Raw genomic sequence first — 20,346 nt, forward strand, 5'->3', positions numbered from 1 at the left:
TTAGTTTGTGGTAATCACTGGCTGCGTGCTGTTCATATCAACCGTAAACCCAGGCAAACCGGATAGATCCTTCATTGAAACGTAAGCCTCGTTCTTCGGGCTTAACCAGATTTGGTCCGGCAGCGCAGCGGTTTTTCCATCAATCTGGACACTTGTTGAACCAACGGTCAACCGGACCGAATGATGATTGTAGATAAGGCTCAGCTTGCCGTTATTCTCCTTATAGACCGCATTAATATTACGGGCGAGCGCTTTTACCGGCACCATAATCCTGCCATTCGTGTCTTTGAAAGGAGACTCGTTAGCCACACTGTTGGCCAGCAGTGCGCTGTTTAATTTCACGTTCACCGCGGTTCCATATGAAGAAGCTGGAGCGGAGGTGGCATCACGAAACATGTAAGGCGTGAAATCCGGATTATTGAAATCAAACATATCCAGCAAGCTGCCGGCATTCTTATCTCTGTCGTTCAATGGCTCAAGTCCATAGTTCCACTCAAGGAATTGCAGGATGGACGTCGTGTCCGTTTGAACATTGCTGACATAGTTTTTCTTCGCATAGGGTGAAATCACCATCAGCGGAGATCTTGGGCCGAGTCCCTGCAAACCGTCCGGTCCCGGATCGACCTGCGCCGGCGGCACATGATCCCAGAAGCCTCCGGATTCGTCATAAGCGATAATGACGACGGAATCCTTCCAAAGCGGACTGGACATCAGTTTATTAATCAGCTGTACGGAGAAATTGGACGTCAGCGGCGAGCCGTTGCCGCCCGGATGCTCCGAGTTCGATTTGACATATGCGACCTCGGGGAATGTGCCGTTGTCGATGTCCGTATAGAACTCAGCCAGCTCCCGTTCATTGTGGTCCTCGTTGTATTTGTCGTAGTTGTCAAAGTACAGGAACGGGTTGGTGGTCGGGATGCTGCCGGTAGACCAGCCCTGCTGGTACCAGGCCCAGCTGACCTTCTTATCGTCCATCCGGTCGCCGATGCTCGGATAATGCATGCCTTCCGTGCGGGTGCCTGTGCTGCTTCCGACAGGGCCGTAAGCGGGCAGCGGATTTGTGATATTCGCTTTGCCCGCGTTGCCGGACTGTGCGCCAGCCAGGTAAAGCGCACCCGGGGTGGACGGTCCGAATATCGGCTGATGAAGGTTATCCGATATGCTGAAATGCTGGGCGTACTGCCAATAGGCGGGCAGGTAAGTATAGTCGAAATAGCCCATCGGTACGGTATTTCCGTTATTCGTGCTGATATATTGATCCATTTTGCCTTGATCGTAGGAGCTGATCATTCCGGCGTATGCGTGATTCGGATCGGCTGTCGTGGCTTGCGGGAAAGGAAATGGCGCCACCTTGTTTCCCTGCGAATCCAGATTATACATGCCCTTCGGTATGCCATTCACATGCGGTGATCCCGGCAGTGCGATAAATTGATCCGAGTTGTACGGATAAATGCCGAAGTAGTTATCGAAGGAATGGTTCTCCTGAAAAATTACCAGCGCATGCTTAATTGGCGATGTATCGTCAGGAGGAGTACCCGGATCCTCGGTCGGCTCCGAACCAAGATCGCTGATGCTCAGGTTATCGAACGAGAAGGCGTAGGACGCGCCGAGCGACAGGGTCCCGGCTTTAGCCGAGACTTTATCCGTCGATCCGGCTAGGGCATACCCTTTCTCGTCAGCCTGCTTGTAATAGACATCCAGCGTGTTATCCTTCAGCTCGATCTTGATGTCATAGTCGGTATCCGGCAGAAATAAGTCGGGGCAGTTCAGCACAGCATTCCCCGGGCTGCCGACTCCGGCGCTGATGCCCGCTGGGGCAAACTGCACGACCGTGTTATCGTTGCCTCCTGTGTTTCTCAAAAAAACACGGAAGTAAGGATTGGTTTGCCCGCCGGCCATGCGGAAGCTCATTTGGAGCGATACATTTTTTATCGCGCCGGTGCCCTTGACTTTAATTTGATTCTTGGAAGGTCCGCTGCCAACGGAATTTAATTTTCCGCTGGCAATGTTCCAGTTTCCTGCCTCGACCAGCCAATGATCCGCCAAATCGTCGGCTGAGAATTCATCATTGAAAACAGGCGTTCCCGTATCTGCGCCATCATCCGCGAATGCGGAGGGGGCAGGGGAAGCCGAAATAACAACTGCCAGCGCCAGGCACGCTAACCAGACTCTCTTTTTCAAAGGATTTGCCTCCTTAAATGTATTGGAAATATTGCAATAACCGTTTCAGCATGACAGCCGCTTCAGCGCGAGTGGCGTTCTTCTTCGGAGCGAAGGATGTATCGCTTTGTCCGTTGATAATGCCTGCTGCCATGGATTGTCCGATGGCATCCTTGGCCCAGCTGCTGATCAAGCCGCTGTCGCCGAACTTCGACAATGCGGATGCGTCAGCCTGCGGTTGTTTATTGGCCATTACCAGCGCGCGGGAAATCATAACAGCCATTTCCTCGCGGGAAATCGAACGGCCAGGCAGGAATGTGTTGTTCGTGTAACCGCTGATAAGGTCTGCCTTCATGGCAGCGCCAACCGCTCCGGCGTACCAGTCCTGGGCATCAATATCAGAGAATGCTGCGGCTCCGCTGTCTTCCGTAAGTCCGAGCGAACGGACGAGCAGGGCCGCAAATTCAGCACGGGTAATGGATTTGTTTGGCGCAAATTCGGTTGCGGACTCGCCTTTAATAATCAGCTTGTTCGCCAGCATTTCCGCATCTTCCCTGGCCCAATGACCGGTCAAATCTTTGAAAGTAACGTTCAGCTGGATGATGGCAACAACCCGGTCCAACATTCCTTGAATCGTTACCGTGTTTGATTTGAACAAAGCCGGTACGAAAGTCAGTTCTCCGGTAACCGGATCATAGGCGACCACTGTTGTTTTGGCCGAATTCATACTTTGCGGCAGCGTAATCGTTCTTGCTCCGGCAACGCCGAGCGGAACCGATTTCGTCCCCGCTGTGGCTGTAACCTGTGCATGGGATGGCGCCCCGATGACAGTCGCGCCAATCTCTTGCGCCTTGGCCGTCATTTTATCCGTCAAATCACCGCTTATGACTTCAGACGAAATATTAAGTGTGATCCCGGCTGCCTGTTCGCCAAATTGGTTGGACAGATCATTCCAATTAATCGACTGAAGCGGTATCTCATAGCTGGTTGTGTTGTTAGTAATCACGACCGTCGCTTTCGGGTTCGCTGATGCTTCTTCGGCCAAGGTTTTTCCCGGTATATGGACGATCGTTCTCGGGCTGGAGCCTTTCAGCTCGATCGTGACCTTCTGATCGCCTGACGGATTTGCGTTGATTTGGGCAAATGCCGCCTTCAAAGCATCCGCAGCAACATCGGCTGCGCCGACTTCTTTGCCGTCGTGCTGCTCGCTGGTCGTCTGTACAACAAGATGTCCCGTCTTCACGTCACTATTTCCGGACGTATCGGGTGCATCAGGCGCTCCAGAGGCATTGTTTGGCGGTGTATTTGGCGTACCGGGTGTGTCAGGCGTATCTGGAGTATTCGGTGTATCATCCGGATCGTCCGAATCTGTCGGCGGGTTGGAATTGCCGTCATTCAGCGGGGCAGCGCTGACTTCATTCGAATTATCGCTCTCCCCGGAGGCGTTGACCGCCGTGACGACATAATAGTAGGTAGTGCCGCCCGTCACGCTGCTGTCGGTAAACGATGTGCCGGCAACATCCTTTTGCAGGATGACATAATCGCCTCCGCTTGTTGAACCGCGCTTCACATTATAGGAGTCAGCACCAGTTACTTTATCCCAATTCAACAACACCTTCATTGTTTGGGAAACAGCCTTCAGACCAGTCGGTGCATTCGGCGTCACCGGCGCTTCAGCTTTTGTCGGTGTTACGCTGACTTCGTTGGAATTGTCGCTCTCCAGACTGTCTTTCACAGCCGTTACCACATAATAATAGGTTGTGCCTGATGTAAGATCTGTATCGTTATAGGAGGGAGAGATCACGTTTTTTGCCACGACCGTATAATTGCCGCTATGGGTCGTGCTTCGTTTTACGTTATAGCTGAGAGCGTCTTTTACGATATCCCATGTCAGCATAACCTGCCCATCGATTGTTGTTGCTGTTAAATCCGTTGGAGCCGGCAGGATTGTTACTTCCTGTTCTTCTACAACCGCACTCGCTTCGTTGGACATGCTGCTTTCTCCAACCGAATTCACAGCTGTAACCTCATAATAATAAGTGCCGGGAGTTACGTTGGTATCCATATAAGTAGTTGAAGTTTGGTTAGAGGCGATATTAGTGTAATTCCCGCCGCTTGTCGTACTCCGTTTCACATTATAGCCGTCGCTCGCGCATTTGCAGATATCCCAGCTCAGCTTTACGGATAATTTATCTGCGGTGGCCGTCAAATTAGTCGGCGTGGTCGGCACGGTCCGCACAATATGCGGAGTACCGCTGACCGCAGGGGCTGGATCGCCCTCCACGCTGTCGATGAGCGCAGTAACCGTATAATCGTACGTGTGTCCGTTTACCGCCGAATCATCCGTGTAGGAGGTGGAAGTCAGGTTGGCGGCTATGATTGAAAATGAACCTGATCCTTCTCTCCGCTTCACGTTATAGCCGGTTGCTTCTTCCACCGCATTCCACAGCACATCGACTTGTGAATCTCCCTCTGTCACAGTCAAGCCGCTGACGACTCCTGCTGAGCTTGCTGTCGAATGGGCCTCATTGGAGCCGCCGCTTTCTCCCGCAGCATTGAGTGCCGTAACGGTATAATAATAGACAACGCCGCCGGTCACTGCCGTATCGGAGTATGTTGTCCCGTTAACATTATGGGCGATCTCCGTGTAGGGTCCACCGCTTACAGTGCCGCGTTTGACATTGTATCCGGTGGCATTAGCCGCTGTGCTCCATGCCAGATCCACCTTGGCATTGCCTGCATGCGCGGTCAAATTATCCGGAGCCGAAGGGATAACAGCGCCAGCATGCGGTGTAGCGTTCACTTCATTGGACGGAGTGCTCTCAAGCGAAGTGTTGGAGGCTGTTACGACATAATAGTAAGGCGTATCATTAACGACACTCGAATCGGAATAGGTCGCTTCCGTTACGCTATGTGCGATTTCTGTATACGGTCCTCCGCTTGCGGCGCTGCGTTTGACGTTATAGCCCGTGGCGTCTGCCACGGTGTTCCACGCCAGATTCACCTTGGCATCACCTGCTTGTGCGGTCAAATGATACGGGGCCGAAATCACAGTACCCGGAAACTGTGGCACCGCTGTAACCGGATCTGTCGACACGATGTCCCCGCCTGCGTTGGTGGCCGTGACCATGTAGGAGTAAGTGGTGCCGTTATTGACATTACTGTCCGTGTAGCTGGTTCCGGTAACAATATCATCGAGATTCGTGTAGGCACCGCCGTTTGTGGAACGTTTGATGGTATAAGCGGTTGCGCCTGCAACGGCATCCCATGTCAAGTCCACTTTTCCGTCACCCGCGGCGGCGGATAGATTGAATGCAATCGTCCCGTCACCTCTGTCCGTAATCGTTACATTATCGAACGAATACAGTTTTGCCGCGGTCAATTGTACTTGCCCCGCTTTGACTTCGTTGGTACCATAGCTTGCGCTAATATCAACCGAGCCAAGGCTTGTGTAATTGGTATCGCCCTGATTTTTTACATAAACCTCGACCTGTTTATCGAACACGCCGATTTTGAATTCATACATCTGGTTTGCAGCAAACTGACAGGCTGCATTGGCTGTGCTGGTGCATAGTGAAACGGTGGGAGATGCAAATCCCGCCGTAACGCTTTTGGGAGAGATTTGAACAGCGACATTATTGGTACTCGTGGCGTATCTAAAATAAACCCTTGCATAAGGGTTGGCGGCTGTATCTCTATTCTCGATACTCAGATTTACCCACGCGTTTACGGGCATCGCCGTCTTGGTTTTAGCGGTACCGTTGCTCGTGGTGCCGGTGGCATTCAATGTGCCTCCGTTGGTATCCCATGTTTGGTTTAGGGACCACTTGTCCGTATCCACGGTGCTGCCGGAAAAATCATCGGTAAAGACAACCGTTCCTTCCGTATCGGCTAATGCAACGGGAATCGAAAGCAACGGGATCATGACGAATATAATCAGCCATAGGGTAATGATTGTTTTCTTCACCCTGATTCATCCTCCTCAATTATGAGTTATGCGTGTAACTTGGTCGGCGGTGTTTGCAGCTCTAATGGATCATCCGTTCATTTGACTCCTCCCGAACTCGTGCACGTAAGTAGCTTGCAGTATTGAATTATAGTGAGAAAGAAAAACTATTAGATTAAAACCATTATAATTAATTGTAAATCCATGCCGATATATGTCGAATATGGTCGAAGTTGTGGCTGAATTGTGATGAACCACAACCATTTACCCCGATGAGCGGATTATTATGAAGCGCATATCATGTACAAAACGCCAAAGAAGCAGCCGGGGATTCCCCGCTGCTTCTGAAGGTAATTACATGTCCAAAATATTTTTCGGAAGAGGGCTTGTCAAAATAGCTGGGGACATGTTATATTCTTGTTCTAGGCCCTAAATATTCACGCCTTAATAACTGTGCCGTTGTAGCTCAATTGGTAGAGCAACTGACTTGTAATCAGTAGGTTGGGGGTTCAAGTCCTCTCGACGGCACCATGATTGTATTTGAAGCAAGAAGAGGGTTATGGGCACCGTGCCCATTGTCCGCACCAATCAGGTTGCGCCCTTAGCTCAGCTGGATAGAGCGTTTGACTTCGAATCAAAAGGCCGGGAGTTCGAATCTCTCAGGGCGCGCCATCATAACGGGATGTAGCTCAGCTTGGTAGAGCACCTGGTTTGGGACCAGGGGGTCGCATGTTCAAATCGTGTCATCCCGACCATAATGCAATAACTAAAATTCCTTGTATCTGCAAGGTTTTTTTTGTTGTCTTCAGAACCTCTACAGTGATGGCTGCGCCCTAAGCTTGTCCGTTCGATCCAGGAAGGCGGAGACCTTCGCATATAACCCCGTTTTATCGAAATTCACATATTGATTGGCAAAATTCCGCGTGGGATCTCCAGCGTAGAAGCGCTCATACAGCTCATGGCGGGCGCCCAGCTGGCTGCCGATCAAATCCCAGGCAAGCTTGAACAGCCGTACCCGCTGATCTGCATTGACCGTTGTGCCGTTCAGATACTTCCGGATCAGGTGGGCAATGGGACTCTCGAGATCCGCACAGCTGGATGGGACCTGGATGAAGCCGCCCGCGCCGATTGTTTTCAGAATTTCAATGGCCCGGGGATAATAGCGGGTGCCAAGGTTTCTCGCCGTTTCAATGTAGCTGAATTTGGGAATCAGATTCCCGAATTCGTCCAGCCTGGCTTCCACCTCGGAGGCGATGATGAGCGCTTTGATGGATTCGATCTGCGAGACAAGCTCGCCCAGCTTCTCCTGCACATTAATGAAGCCGTCCACGCCAATCTCGCGGGCAATGAAGAACGTGATGCCTGCGACAAATTCCAGCTTGGTCTGCAAGCGGACAATCGATTGGTGATAGGCGAGGCTGTTCGAAGCCTGGTTCGTCCTTATTTTCCACAACGCTTCCGGATTGTCATACAGGAGAACTCTTTCCCATGGGACAAGGACATCGTCGAAGAACAGGATCGCATCCATCTCGTCGAACCGGGAGCCCAGCGGGTGATCCTCATTGGGATGATTCTCGGCAAAGGATTCCCGGCATAAAATATGCAGCCCGGCCGAGCTTGCCGGAACAATCAGCATGTTGGCGCATTCCGGATGCGACTGCGGGATTTTCTGGACAGGATAGACGATAAAGTCGTTGGCGTATGGCCCGGCTGTCGCGATCATTTTGGCTCCGCGGATGATTACGCCCTCCGAGGTTTTCCTGATAATGCGGAGAATGGCATCGGGATCCTCGCCGAGCGCTTTCGACCGGTCGGTCTGCGGTTCCCGCTGGACAGCGGTAAGAAACAAATCCCTGGCTTTGGCTTCCGTATAATAGGCTGCGATCTTCTCATCGAACTGCTTGTCGAAGGAAGTGTAGCTCTGACGTGTCGCATACCAGCCGGTCAAGCGGGAGCGGGCATAATCCGACAGGCGGCTCATGACTCCGAACGTGCTTTCCGACCAGATCCGGGCGGCGGCGGACCTTTTGTCCAGATCCTCTTTATTATGGGGCACCAGAAAAGCATGATGTACATAGCTGTCCGTCGACGAATCGTAATGGGCGAGCTGCTCCCGGGTATCGGGATGATCCGCCATATCGAACAGCTCACGAATGGTAGCAAGCGTTCCCCGGAATGCGGGATGGCTGCCCACCTCGATCCGTTCTCCATTCATCCAGACGTTCCGGTTATCGTTCAGGCTGTTCAGAAAAGCTGAGCCTCTGGTCATGTTAAAGCCACATCCCCGCTTATAGAATGAAAGCTGCCTGGTTTCTTCAGATTGCCTGTAATCAGATCCTCCAGAGTCGTTCGCTCCAGAACGAAAGCGATGATCTCGCGAATCAGCACCCACAATGGCTTCAGCATGCAGCTCCCTTCGAGCTCGCATGGCTCATAGGCCGTAACACTTGCGCAGCCCATCGGCGCCAGGGGCCCCTCCAGCTTGCGGATCACATCCCCGACGACAATATCCCTGGGGTGAAGGGCCAGCTGATAGCCGCCCTGATGGCCTCTTTTGCTTTCCACATAACCCAAACCTTTGATTTGCAGCAAAATCTTCTCCAGGTAGTTCTCCGTTACGAGCGTTTTTTGTGAAAGCTCGCTGATCGCATACAGATGGGGATAGCTTTGGCCTAATACAATCAACGCCCGCAGCGCGTATTCCCCTCTTGAGGAAATTTTCATCATTTCTCTCCTTTTTCAATTATGACTGATTCAGTCGGGTTTAAAGCAGACTGAATTAGTCTGCATTGAGCCGTCATAGGAATGATAAGGGAGAGAGGGATTTACTGTCAACGATATGAGAGAGTTTTAACGTTAGCAGGACGGCGTCACCTCGTCGGCCAATTGGAGGGGCATCACAGGTAAAATCGCACCGCAAATGAAGGACAAGCAGGAACGGCTGCTTGCAATAAAGCTTTTGATAATTTTAGAAACCGGGAATGATTGTGATATGATGGTCTTGAAATGGACCCTTACATATAGAGGAGAATCAATCCTATGGCTTTGGAAATTGAGCGAAAATTTCTGCTGCATGAATATCCGCAAGCTCTTATCAAGAGCGGGGAGCTTGCCGTTCGATCCCGAAGGAGGATCGAGCAGACCTATCTGGCGATTGAGGACACGCAGGAGCTGAGGGTCAGAAGAATTACCGATCTGGTCACCGGTGACGTTGAATATACGCAAACGTTCAAGCGGGGGCATGGGATCAGCCGCGAGGAGATTGAATATTCCATATCGGAGGGCCTGTATGAGCAGCTCACCCAAGCCTTTCTAGCGGTTCCGCTAACGAAAGAGCGGACAACGGCCGACTTGGGATCGAATGTTATCGAAATCGACGAGTATGATCAGCTGGAGCTGCTGGTGGTAGAAGTCGAATTCGACTCCATCGAAGAAGCGCTGCAGTTTGAGGCCCCGGATTGGTTCGGCGAAGATATCAGCCAGAGCAAACGCTACAGCAATAAAACCGTGTGGCGGGAGCTGCAGCAGCAGGCCGCACTGAATAATTAAGCGCATATTGGCATAAAGAAACCCTGTTATGGATCCCTCAACCATAACAGGGTTTCTTGCTGTTCATGCACTATCGTACCCACCAATACCGGCAGTACAAAAAATCAAATACAGCGTAGGACCGCGCTCCTGATAATCATCAGGGGAACGGTCGCCTTTTTTATGAGCTTGCTCTGTGAATCTATCGCTTGGCGTTCAATCTATTTCGTGATTATTTCCTCGTATTGACTATAATAGGAAATACAACGGCCGGAGGTGAACCCCTTGTTTAAAGTGATGATCGCGGACGACGAGTCCTGGATCCGCAAAGGTTTAAAAGCCATGATCGAGTGGGAGCGCTTGAATTTGGAATGCGACAGCGAGGCGGTCGACGGACTGGAAGCGCTTCAAATGGCAGAGGAGCGCATGCCCGATATTCTGATTACGGACATCCGGATGCCGGGGATCGACGGGCTGCGCCTGGCGGAGAAAATGCTCAGAATCGCTCCTCGTCTCAAGGTAATTATCGTAAGCGGGTATAGCGATTTCCAATATGCCAAACGAGCCATCCAGCTGGATGCGATTGATTATATTCTGAAGCCGATCAACCCTGCGGAGCTTAACAAGACGATCGAGAAGGCAGCCGGGAAGCTTAGCTTAGAAATGCAGGAGAAAACGGCAAGCGGCCATTTAGCGGTCGTCCTCGAGAGACTTGCAGGGGATATCTGCCGCTGCGGCGACCTGCCCTCTGCCCGGAAGTTCTGCGAAGAGCTGAAGCTGCAGGGCATTGAGCCGGGCGAAGCGGCGGCGCTGTTGATCCATTATGACGAGGATCAATATGACGTACAGGCGATAACGGGGCTGTTAGAGCGGGCCGCAGCTGCCTGGGGCACGGCGGGCCGGCGTCTTATTATATGGGAACGGAGTCCCCTGCGGCTGAGTGCAGTCGTTCTTGGCGAGAATGGGACGGCTGTCCACAAGTATGCCAAAAACATCTGGTGGGCGCTCAAAAAGCAAAACGTCTCCGGCATTTGGGGCGCTCTCGGCCATCATGTCCCGGTCTCGGATATGCAGTTGATCAGCCGCTCCTATCAAGAGGCGCTTAGCGTATCGGAGAGGCATGCCTTCAGCAAGCCGGAGGATATTATCCCGTATTCGCGGGAGGAGGAAGAGCAGCTCTCCTACAAATATCCGCTGCATCTTCAGAAGAAGCTGAACGAGGCCTTGATCCGGGATGACACGGACGCCTATGAGGGCATTATCGCCGACATCGAAGGGTACTACCTGCACACGGAAGGGGCTTCCCTCAAGCATGCGCGCAGTTTTTTCCTGTCCGTTGTGTCGGATGCCGTCAAGCTTATGCTGACCAAGCCTTCATTCGATGAGAATATCGTCAAGGCCGGTTTTGACTTCTGCCTGGGCATAGACAGCTATGACGATCTGACCGGGATGACCGGATGGCTCAGAGGCTTCCTGGGGAAAATCAGCGATTTCATGGCTGGCTCCTCCCAGGGCGATGTCCACCGGAGCGTCCTGCTTGCAGCCGAGTACATCCGGGAGCATTTTGCGGAAGAGATCAGCCTGAATTCCGTGTCCACACAATTCCATGTAACCTCCAGTTATTTCAGCAGCATGTTCAAAGAAATTATCGGGGAGAACTTCATCGAGTACCTGACCCGCGCCAGGATGGAGAAAGCGAAGGAATATTTGACAGATTCCGGAATGAAGATCGCTGAGGTCGGTGAGAGGGTCGGTTATGCGGACAGCCGTTATTTCAGCAGGCTGTTCAGGAAGCACACGGGACAGATGCCGTCTGAGTACCGTCAGAGCCCTCCGGCTTCACCGGCAGACGGACAGCACGAAGCATGATACGGCTGCCCACGTTCCGCAAGAGCATCCAGACCAAGATGCTGCTCAGCTTTATGACGGTCAGCCTCATTCCTCTTGCCCTGCTGGGCTGGTTCTCATACAGCTGGTATGCCGATCTGGTGGAGAACCGGACAGCGGAATATAACGCCAAATTGATGCAGACGGTCACGGCCGATATGGACCAGCTGCTTATTCAGATCGAGCAGTACTCGTATACGGCCTATCAGGATAACTTCCAGGAGCTCTGGAAAGCAAGCCGGACTGCGGATAATTTTGGCAGGATCCGCAATCAGCTGGAGATGAATGCCCTGTTTCTGAGGCAGGAGGAATTTTATAATTTTCGCGGAATCATCCAATCGGTCACGCTGCTGAATGAACAGGGCTACGTATTCTATCAGAACAAGGAAACGGTAGATCCCACCTATCCTTTCGGCAATGAGCCATGGTTCTTGGAAATGCGTGGCGGACGCAGCAGCGATAAGCTGATCGGTCCGTATTTAACGCAGGCATGGCTGCCCGAGAGTCTTGTCCCGGAGGAGAAGGACGTCGTGGACTTTCATTTGACCTATATAAGAAAGGTTTCGGATCTGCAAAGGCCGCAGGAGGCTCTCGGGTACATCATGCTCCACTTCAGCCTGAAGGAAGTGCAAAAATTTCTTGAGCCGCTTATGCTCGACTCCTCAGGCTCCATGATCATCGCGGACGGGGAGGGCAAAATCGTTTACGATACCGACTACAGGCAGATCGGACGTCCGATATCCGCCGCGCTTAGCGTTTCGGATGACAATAAGGAGGGCTATATGGTCGTGCCGGAGAACGGCAAGAAATATCTGGTCACCGCTTCCTCGCTCAAAATGGTCGATTGGAACGTCTACTGCAAGAATGACCTCGCCATTCTGCTGTCGGACAGCCGCAGGATGCGCGATATCACGCTGCTGTTCGTGCTGGCAAGCTTCGGCCTGGCTGTAGTCGTCTCGCAGTTTCTGTCCGTCGGCCTGGTCACGCCCATTAAGCGCCTGAAGAACGCCATGCTGAAAGTAAGCCAGGGCTATCTGAGCGTACAGACAAGCAGGCTGTCCCAGGACGAGATCGGGGAGCTCGGACGGTACTTCAACGAGATGATCAGCCGGATCAAATATTTGATCGAGCAGGTGTATCAGGCGGAGCTGCATGAGCGGGAAGCGAAGCTGAACGCGCTGCAGGCGCAGATCAATCCTCATTTTCTGTACAATACGCTGGAGACCATCAACAGTATTGCCGCCGTAGAAGGCGTGCCCAAGGTGAGCGAAATCGCCAGGGCTTTGTCGGATATGTTCCGCTACAGCACGAAGGCCGGGGGAATTAAGGTTGACGTGGCTGAAGAGATCAGGCACATAAGGAATTATCTGGATATTGTGTCGATCCGTTTTGAGGATAAACTTTCATTCCGGCTGGATATTCCCGAGCAGCTGCTTGCCTATAAAATGATCAAGCTGGTATTTCAGCCGATCATGGAGAATGCCGTATTTCACGGCATCGAAGTGAAGCGGGGCAAGGGCGAGCTGATCATCGGGGCGCGCAAAGAAGGGGAGGATCTCGTCTTCTCCATACGGGACGACGGGGTAGGCATGACAACCGGACAGCTAGCCGCTCTGAACAAACGTCTGGCTGACCATTCCAGTCTGGACAAGTCCGACCACGCTTCCGGCAAAGTAGGAATCAAGAATGTGCATGACCGGATCCGGTTTTATTACGGGGACCATTACGGAATTACGCTCAGCAGCGTAGAGGGAAGCGGAACGGAGGTCATCGTCCGCATCCCCGCAGTTTCAGAGTAAAAAAGTACACCCAAGCGCATAAATCTGTCGCATTGCCCGGGAATCCCGGCCCCTTCTATAATAAACTCAGAAGAGTTTGGATATAGAAGGGACTGGCACCCATGAATGAATTCGCTTACAGCAAGCCTCGCGGGAAAGGGTTATTCCACCGGATATGGAAACACAGAACCGCTTATATCTTCCTCATACCCGCTTTACTGCTGCTTTCCTCGATTAAGTATTATCCCTTCTTCACAGCCATATTTGAATCCCTGTTCGAATGGAACGGAGTTAATATCAATAAATTCATCGGCTTCGGGAACTATGCCGAACTGCTCAGGGACGAGAAAATAAGGGTCGCCTTCGCGAATGTATTCAAAATTTCGATCGCCACCATCCTGGTTAATCTGACGATTCCGATGATCGTCGCCCTGCTCGTGTTTCGCGTGAAGCACGCTGCCCTGCAGAATTTCCTCAAAATCGGCTTCATCGTGCCGCTTGTCGTCCCGATGATGGTGCTCGTCCTGCTGTGGAGGTGGATGTATTCCGGCGATTTCGGCATGATCAACCAGCTGCTGGATACCGTGGGACTCGAAAGCCTGAAGCATTCCTGGCTGGGAGATCCCTCAACCGCGCTCTGGGCCATCGTATTTGTTGGGTTCCCCTGGGTTGCGGGGCTGCCTTTCCTTCTTTACCTGGCAGGCCTGCAGGGAATATCGGAGGATCTGTTCGAAGTCTCCCGGATCGAGGGGGCAAGCCCGATCAAGAGGTTCTTCTCCATCGAGCTTCCGCTCATGGCCAGCCAGATCCGGCTTGTGCTCATGTATTCGCTCATTCAGGCCTTCCAGGTATTCGAAGCTCCTTATATCCTGACGAACGGGGGGCCGGGGATCTCCACCATCACGCCATCCCTGCATATCTATGACCAGGCCTTCAACTACGGCCGGTTCGGCTATGCTTCGAGCATAGGGGTGCTGCTGTTCGCGGTGCTGCTCATTCTGACCTTCGTCATTCAGAAGCTTATCAAAAATACAGAAAAAATCGATTAGAGGGTGCAGCATGAAAAAAGGAAGCTTGGGAATCAACCTGACCGCCGTTGCCATTCTCGTTCTGTCTCTATATCCGTTCTTCGTGATGCTGGTCTCGGCATTCAAGCATCAGATGCAAATTTACGAGAATCCCTGGTTTTTCTCGATGCCGCTGCATATGGATAATTTCTCGAGCGCGTTTGAGCAAATTTCGCGTCCGATCGTCAACTCGGTCATCATCACGCTCATCGGCATCGTCGTTACGCTGACCGCGTCATCGACGGCTGCCTATGCATTTGCCAAATTTTCATTCCCGTTCAAAAATTTCTTTTATACCTTCATCGTGATGCTGCTGATGATTCCGGGCTTCGTTATCCTGGTTCCGCAGTTTATCAATATCAAGAATCTGGGGATGTACAACACTCTGATCGGCCAGGCGCTTCCTCCGGCGGCGAGCTATACGGCGATGGGGGTCCTGCTGATGCGCACCTTCTTCGAGGGGCTATCCAAAAGCCTGTACGAGGCTGCCGAAATGGAAGGAGCCAGGGATGTCCGGATATTCACGCAAATCGTCATCCCGCTCTCCAAGCCCATTCTCGCAACCGTTGCCATTATGTCGGGTCTGCAGATCTGGAACAACTTTGTATGGTCCCTGGTTGTGACCTCGGGCGACAGCGTCAAGCCGGTTATTCTGGCGATTACCACGATAGCGGGCGGCGTGAATCAAGGCGACGGAGTGAAGCTTGCCGGCTATATCATCGCATCGCTGCCGCTCCTGATCCTGTTCTTCGCGGCCACGAAGCCGTTCGTGTCCGGTCTTACCCAGGGAGCCGTGAAAGGTTAGCCAAATAACCCTGCCCGAGAGGTCAACCTCCGGGAAAGGCTTATATATAATCACCATCCAAATTGAATCATGATCATCAGGAGGGGTATTGCAGGATGCATAAAAAACTAAAATCGGGTCTTCTGGCGCTGAGCCTCATCATCGCGCTAACCGCATTATCGGCATGCGGAGGGAACAATGCCAACGTGAATTCTTCTGAAGCTTCGACAGCCGGGGAAGCGGCGAACACGGGCGGCGAAGCAGCCAAAATCACCGTGGCCTATTGGGGCGCCGAATTCGCCACCGCGCAGAAGGTCGAAGAGACGTACAAAGAAATATTCGACGAATACAAAGCGAAAACGGGCACAGAGGTGGAATTCACCTTCATTCCGGACAACAACTACAGAACGTGGATGGTCACGCAGCAGGCTGCCAACAGCATGCCAGAGGTGGTCCTGACCCGGATGGCATGGGTTTGGGAAGATTTTGCCAAGCAGCAGGTTCTGGATCTGACGCCTTATATGGACAAGGAATCGCCGTACAACCCGGGGAAGCCATGGAAAGAAACGTTCCTCCCGTCCTTTTACAAAGACAGCATCAACCCGGCTAACGGGATCATCAACTCCGCTCCGGCGTTTACTGCCATGATCCGGATCCTGTATAACAAGGAACTGTTCGAGCAGGCGGGAATTGCCAAAGCTCCGGAAACCTGGACAGAATTCATTGACGCATGCAAAAAGCTCCAGGAAGCGGGCATTACTCCGATGGCGATGTCGGGACAATCCAACAGCCATATGAGCTGGTTCTTAACCTCAATATTCGGTCAGCTTGATGAGCAGCTCCGCAAAAAAATGGACACGGACGGAGACAACCAGGTTATCAAAAACGAACTGGCGCGCGCTACGGACGAAGGCCTGGTCGACTATACGAAATATCCGTTCAAGGACGGACTTGAGCTGTTCAAGGACTTCTCGCAGTACTGGAATACGGATTTTAACGGCATCGACGAGAAAACGGCCCAACAGCTTTGGCTGACAGGCAAAGCCGCTATGCTTCCGTTGAATTCCGCCGATCTGTCGCTTGTGGAAGATATGGAAGGCCGGAATTTCGAATACGGCGGCATGCCGATTCCGGTTATCACGAAGGAGCAGTTCCCGGAAGCGATGGGCAAATCCGTTATGCTGGGCGGAGCCGCGAACGAATCGTGGGCAATCTCCAGCAGCGCCAAGGACGAGAAGCTGGACGCTGCCGCAGATCTGATCATGTACCTGACATCGCCGGAAATTCAGGGCAAGCTTGGAGAAACCTTGAGCTACCTGCCGACGATCAACAATGCGAATCTGCCTGAGAAGCTGCAGGGCTTCGTGATGCAGAATGAAGACATCCGCAGGGCGAATTACACCGGACCTGCCACAATCAAGGAATTTTCCGACTTCCTGGTGAAATCGCTGCAGCTTTATCTGGGCGGTTCGGTAGACGTTGCCAAGCTGACGACGGAACTGAATATGGAGTGGAAAAAAGGCATGGACAACGCGAAGACGACAAATGATTGGACGAAAGAGAACGATTACGGCATGAAAAAGGCCGAATAGCGCAGGAGCGCAAGGCGGGAGCGGATCTAATGAAACAACCCAATATTCTGCTGATCATGTGCGATCAGCTGCGTGCGGATGCCATCGGCGCGCTCGGGGACGGCATTGTAAAGACCCCTAATATGGACCGGCTGGTTGCACGCGGACTAACCTACGACAAAGCCTATTCCACCTGTCCGGTCTGTGTGCCCGCGCGGTATACGATCCAGACGGGAAGGGAGCCTTACCATACCGGGTATTACGATAACGGCGGTCTGCATCTTTCGGACCGCCAGCCCCGGGGCCCCGAGGAGCGCTGCGGAGATTACTTGCCGCGGACGATGAAAGCCATGGGCTACAGGACGTTTGGTGTGGGCAAGTTTCATACGGATCCATGGAATGAAGATCTGGGGTACGAGGTTCAGCTGCGAACCGAAGAGCTGATGGACACCGAGGAGCAGCTGCAGGGAGACGACTATGCCAGATTTATCGCCGAGCAGCATCCGGAGTACAGTCATATCGAGCAGCTGCACGGCGAAAGGACCGAAATGTACTACATGCCCCAGACCAGTCCGCTTCCGGCTGATCTGACGGTGGAGGCTTGGGTCGCGGACCGGGCGGTCGAGCTATTGCAGGCAGAAGCGGACGAACGGCCCTATTTCGGGTACGTTTCGTTCATTGGCCCGCATCCGCCGCTCGCTCCTCCCGTTCCGTTCAATCGCATGTACAATCCCGACGCGATGCCAAGTCCTATCCGCGGGGATCTGGAGACGGATTTCATGGACGAACAGCTCAGCTGGATGAATCATCTTATCTGGGCGGAGAATATCGACGATCCCCGCGCCCGGGCGCTGAAGGCGCGTTATTACGGGGAGATTACCTACATCGATCAATGTCTGGGCAGGATCCTCGATGCTGTAGAGAGCAGACCCGATGCGGATGAAACGCTTATTTGCTTTTACAGCGACCATGGCGACCATATGGGCGACCATCATGCCTGGCAGAAGGAAAGCTTCTTCGAAGCGTCGGCCCGCGTGCCGTTCATGGTCAGTTGGCCGGCGCGGCTGCCGAAGGGGGAACGAAGAGATGAGCTCGTCTGCCTTACGGATTTGTTCTCCATCGTCACGCATGCAGGCGGGGACCTTCAGACGAGGGACGGGGTCGATGTGCTGGGAAGCGTAACCGGCAAGGCGGCTCCCCGGGAATTGCTGTTCGGCTGGTACGGCAAGCCGGGAACCCCGAACTTTAAAGTCATGGTCAGGAATCAGGATTATAAGTACATCTACATGTCGAACGGCGGGCGGGAGCAGTTGTTCCATCTCACGGAAGACCGCAACGAGCTGAACCAGCTGGCGGATCTGTATCCTGAGATAACGGCAAGGCTCAGACTGGCGGCTGTCGATGAAATAAGCAGGCATGAACCGCTTGCCGGGGCGCTCACTTTCGGCGGCTTAAGGAGCTTCCCCTTTAAGGAGAGGCCTCTTGCGAGAATCAGGCAGTTTAATCAGGCAATAGGCGTGAAAGATTTCACGGTCAATTAAGGCAAAAGCAGGCAGCAAAAGGCGTCCACCAAGTCAGATTATGGCTTGGCGGACGCCTTTTTTCTATTCATATAACAGGGCTTCCCTCCTGATCTCGCTTGGTGTCATGCCGGTCTGCCGTTTGATCATCCGGGTGAAATGGTAGACCGTCTTGAATCCGGCCTGCCCGGATACCTCGCTGATCGACAGACCCGTGCTGCGCAGCAGGCCCAGTCCCTGCTGCAGCCTGTAGCGCCACAGGTACTGAATCGGCGTCACCCCTTCGTCCCGGCGAAACAGCCGGATCAGATGCTCCGGCGACAGGCCTGCGGCGCGGGCGAGGTCACTCAGGCTCAGATTATCTGCGTATCGGATGCGGATTTCATCCTTCGTCACCAATACCGAGGGATGCTTCCGGACATTGGCGCTAATGCGCCTATGCTCCTCCAGGAAGAGCTGCATGGCGGCCCATCCCAGTGTGCGGATCACGTCCGCCTCCGGAGCGGAGCCGCTGCGCTGCAGGGCGAGCATCAGCTCCGCCAGCCGGTTCATTTCATCGGACAGCGGCAGGGCTAACGGCAGCGTGTTGAAGCCGTCCAGTAGGGAAGAAGGCAGACCTTCAGGACTGACGTTGATCCATAGATGCAGGGTATTCCGATGGGTATCGAATTGAAAAGCTTCATGGTGGTTCGGCTTCAGCAAGGCGGTGTGGCCTGCAGGTACCGCATAAGGACGGTCATCGATCGACACGGTCATGGAGCCGGTAATCACCAGCACCAGCTGGAGATCCTGCTGCACGCGCGGGCCGAAGGTGCCGCCGGGCGCGTAGGTGACAGAACCCGCAGCAGCACGTCGGACGTCAAACCATGAAGCGGGCTGCAATTCATCCTGATTCAAGAACGCTCATCCTCCACTATTCAAGAGAATATTTTTTCTTCAAATCCTCCCGCTCAATTGTGGAATCATGGCGGATATAATGGCAGACATAGGAACGCCGCCAACGCTTAGATCGGTTGCGGGTCGACGAATGGATCAGCAGGCTGTCGAAGAACAGGATATCTCCTTTATCCAGCACGACGGCAACCTCCCGGCTCAGGTCAACGCCTTCGACCTCGTCCGTCCAGGCCTCGTGCTCCTCCAGATTCTTCACCTTGCCGTGCGGAAGAATGCCGATCTTGTGCGAGCCGGGGATGACGTAGAGGCAGCCGTTCTCCTCGTCCGTGTATTCCATCGCCACCCAAGCGGCCGTGAGCGAGTTGGGTTCGTTGCGGATATAGTAATAATCCTGATGGGCGGCCTGACCGGGCGCTCCGGGCTCCTTGTAGAAATACATGCTCTGAACGCCGGCCGCCTCATCCCCGAGCAGCTGGGCGAGAGCGCCGCGGATAACAGGAAGCTTCATCATCTGCTTGGCGAAACCATCGTGCAGATGAGGATTAAATAGACGCATGGAAAAACGGTCCTTGTCTTCCACAACATCCTGTCCCCTCCTGGGCTTTGCCCATTCCGGCATATCCTCAGACAGGCGGATGCTCCGGATATGAGCATTGAAGGCGTCGATCAAATCGTCGCTGGCGCTTTTGCGCAAAATGAGATAGCCGTTATCCTTATAAAATTGAAGCTGTTCCCGGGTAAGCGGGGTCAAGCGGTCAGTCGATGTGGATATATTCATGCAGGCACACTCCCTTATATCGGATTAGTCTTGCCTCTTTACGATACCTGCAAATCCGTCTCATGGAAATGGTTGCAACCGGCATGTTTTTGTCTGAAATTGATATGGGCTTGTGCATGCTTTGGATGCGCGCCATCAAGTTCAGATTTTGTTCAGAATGTACCTGTATGATAGTTTTGAACATCTGAACCGATGTACCTATAAAACATTCTGTTTCGTCATCCTTTTCTATTTTTTTTGAAAATGGATTGTCGAAGTATTTGTTTTTTTGTGGGATTATAAGAAAAAATTCAGATGATCTAGAATAAAATGATTCTGAGAGACTAGACTGAAAGGACTATTTCTATCAGAATCGACATGGAGGGATTGTATGAAGAGGCGGAGGTAGCGAGGCTGCTTCTGGTAGGGGAGGTTTCACCGTTTTGAAGTCATA

General features: G+C 52.8%; 13 protein-coding genes and 3 tRNA genes. 10 read left to right on the forward strand and 6 right to left on the reverse strand.

All coding sequences use genetic code 11. From position 1 onward, the window contains the following. Together AC0YOA_RS18430 and AC0YOA_RS18435 are read right to left on the reverse strand one after the other, a co-directional pair. Positions 1 to 2,181, reverse strand: a complete 2,181-nt coding sequence (locus tag AC0YOA_RS18430) for an alkaline phosphatase family protein (protein WP_475787812.1) — start codon at positions 2,179 to 2,181, stop codon at positions 1 to 3. A gap of 13 nt (positions 2,182 to 2,194) precedes the next feature. Then, positions 2,195 to 6,127: an S-layer homology domain-containing protein gene (locus AC0YOA_RS18435; protein ID WP_475787813.1), complete on the reverse strand. Its 3,933-nt coding sequence runs from the start codon at positions 6,125 to 6,127 to the stop codon at positions 2,195 to 2,197. Between the two features lie 434 nt (positions 6,128 to 6,561). Between AC0YOA_RS18435 and AC0YOA_RS18440 the strand changes: the two genes are divergently transcribed. The 3 genes from AC0YOA_RS18440 to AC0YOA_RS18450 all read left to right on the forward strand — a co-directional run bounded on the left by AC0YOA_RS18440 (position 6,562) and on the right by AC0YOA_RS18450 (position 6,861). Then, positions 6,562 to 6,637 (forward strand) — tRNA-Thr (locus tag AC0YOA_RS18440). Positions 6,638 to 6,701: 64 nt separating this feature from the next. Continuing rightward, positions 6,702 to 6,778 (forward strand) — tRNA-Arg (locus tag AC0YOA_RS18445). A gap of 6 nt (positions 6,779 to 6,784) precedes the next feature. Further along, a tRNA-Pro gene (locus AC0YOA_RS18450) sits at positions 6,785 to 6,861 on the forward strand. A gap of 59 nt (positions 6,862 to 6,920) precedes the next feature. Here the strand turns inward: AC0YOA_RS18450 and AC0YOA_RS18455 are convergent. Beyond that, a complete protein-coding gene (locus AC0YOA_RS18455) occupies positions 6,921 to 8,375 on the reverse strand; it encodes a 4-hydroxyphenylacetate 3-hydroxylase family protein (RefSeq protein ID WP_475787814.1) in 1,455 nt (484 codons plus the stop codon). After that, a complete protein-coding gene (locus tag AC0YOA_RS18460; RefSeq protein WP_475787979.1) occupies positions 8,372 to 8,830 on the reverse strand; it encodes an RrF2 family transcriptional regulator in 459 nt (152 codons plus the stop codon). The genes AC0YOA_RS18455 and AC0YOA_RS18460 overlap by 4 nt, the downstream gene beginning before the upstream one ends. 315 nt (positions 8,831 to 9,145) lie before the next feature. Here AC0YOA_RS18460 and AC0YOA_RS18465 point away from each other — a divergent pair, with 315 nt between their 5' ends. The 7 genes from AC0YOA_RS18465 to AC0YOA_RS18495 all read left to right on the forward strand — a co-directional run bounded on the left by AC0YOA_RS18465 (position 9,146) and on the right by AC0YOA_RS18495 (position 18,262). Beyond that, entirely contained in the window at positions 9,146 to 9,655 is a 510-nt protein-coding gene (locus tag AC0YOA_RS18465) for a CYTH domain-containing protein (protein WP_210044688.1), read from the forward strand. Between the two features lie 273 nt (positions 9,656 to 9,928). Further along, positions 9,929 to 11,503 (forward strand): response regulator, encoded by a 1,575-nt coding sequence (locus AC0YOA_RS18470; RefSeq protein ID WP_475787980.1) that lies wholly within the window; start codon positions 9,929 to 9,931, stop codon positions 11,501 to 11,503. Then, entirely contained in the window at positions 11,500 to 13,320 is a 1,821-nt protein-coding gene (locus AC0YOA_RS18475) for a cache domain-containing sensor histidine kinase (protein ID WP_475787815.1), read from the forward strand. The genes AC0YOA_RS18470 and AC0YOA_RS18475 overlap by 4 nt, the downstream gene beginning before the upstream one ends. A 101-nt stretch (positions 13,321 to 13,421) precedes the next feature. Continuing rightward, complete coding sequence (locus AC0YOA_RS18480) at positions 13,422 to 14,348, forward strand: carbohydrate ABC transporter permease (RefSeq protein ID WP_210044685.1); 927 nt, start codon at positions 13,422 to 13,424, stop codon at positions 14,346 to 14,348. Between the two features lie 10 nt (positions 14,349 to 14,358). After that, on the forward strand, positions 14,359 to 15,171 hold the full coding sequence (locus AC0YOA_RS18485) for a carbohydrate ABC transporter permease (protein ID WP_210044684.1): 813 nt from the start codon (positions 14,359 to 14,361) through the stop codon (positions 15,169 to 15,171). 95 nt (positions 15,172 to 15,266) lie between these two features. After that, complete coding sequence (locus AC0YOA_RS18490; protein WP_475787816.1) at positions 15,267 to 16,742, forward strand: ABC transporter substrate-binding protein; 1,476 nt, start codon at positions 15,267 to 15,269, stop codon at positions 16,740 to 16,742. Between the two features lie 29 nt (positions 16,743 to 16,771). After that, a complete protein-coding gene (locus AC0YOA_RS18495; RefSeq protein ID WP_475787817.1) occupies positions 16,772 to 18,262 on the forward strand; it encodes a sulfatase family protein in 1,491 nt (496 codons plus the stop codon). A 63-nt stretch (positions 18,263 to 18,325) separates the two neighbouring features. Here the strand turns inward: AC0YOA_RS18495 and AC0YOA_RS18500 are convergent, their stop codons facing one another. Both AC0YOA_RS18500 and AC0YOA_RS18505 read right to left on the reverse strand, forming a co-directional pair. After that, complete coding sequence (locus tag AC0YOA_RS18500) at positions 18,326 to 19,138, reverse strand: AraC family transcriptional regulator (protein ID WP_475787818.1); 813 nt, start codon at positions 19,136 to 19,138, stop codon at positions 18,326 to 18,328. A 16-nt stretch (positions 19,139 to 19,154) separates the two neighbouring features. Continuing rightward, positions 19,155 to 19,913, reverse strand: coding sequence for a phytanoyl-CoA dioxygenase family protein (locus AC0YOA_RS18505; protein ID WP_475787819.1), 759 nt, complete (start codon positions 19,911 to 19,913; stop codon positions 19,155 to 19,157). Between the last annotated feature and the right edge of the window lie 433 nt (positions 19,914 to 20,346).

This window comes from Paenibacillus sp. JT22N12 (genome assembly GCF_056269365.1).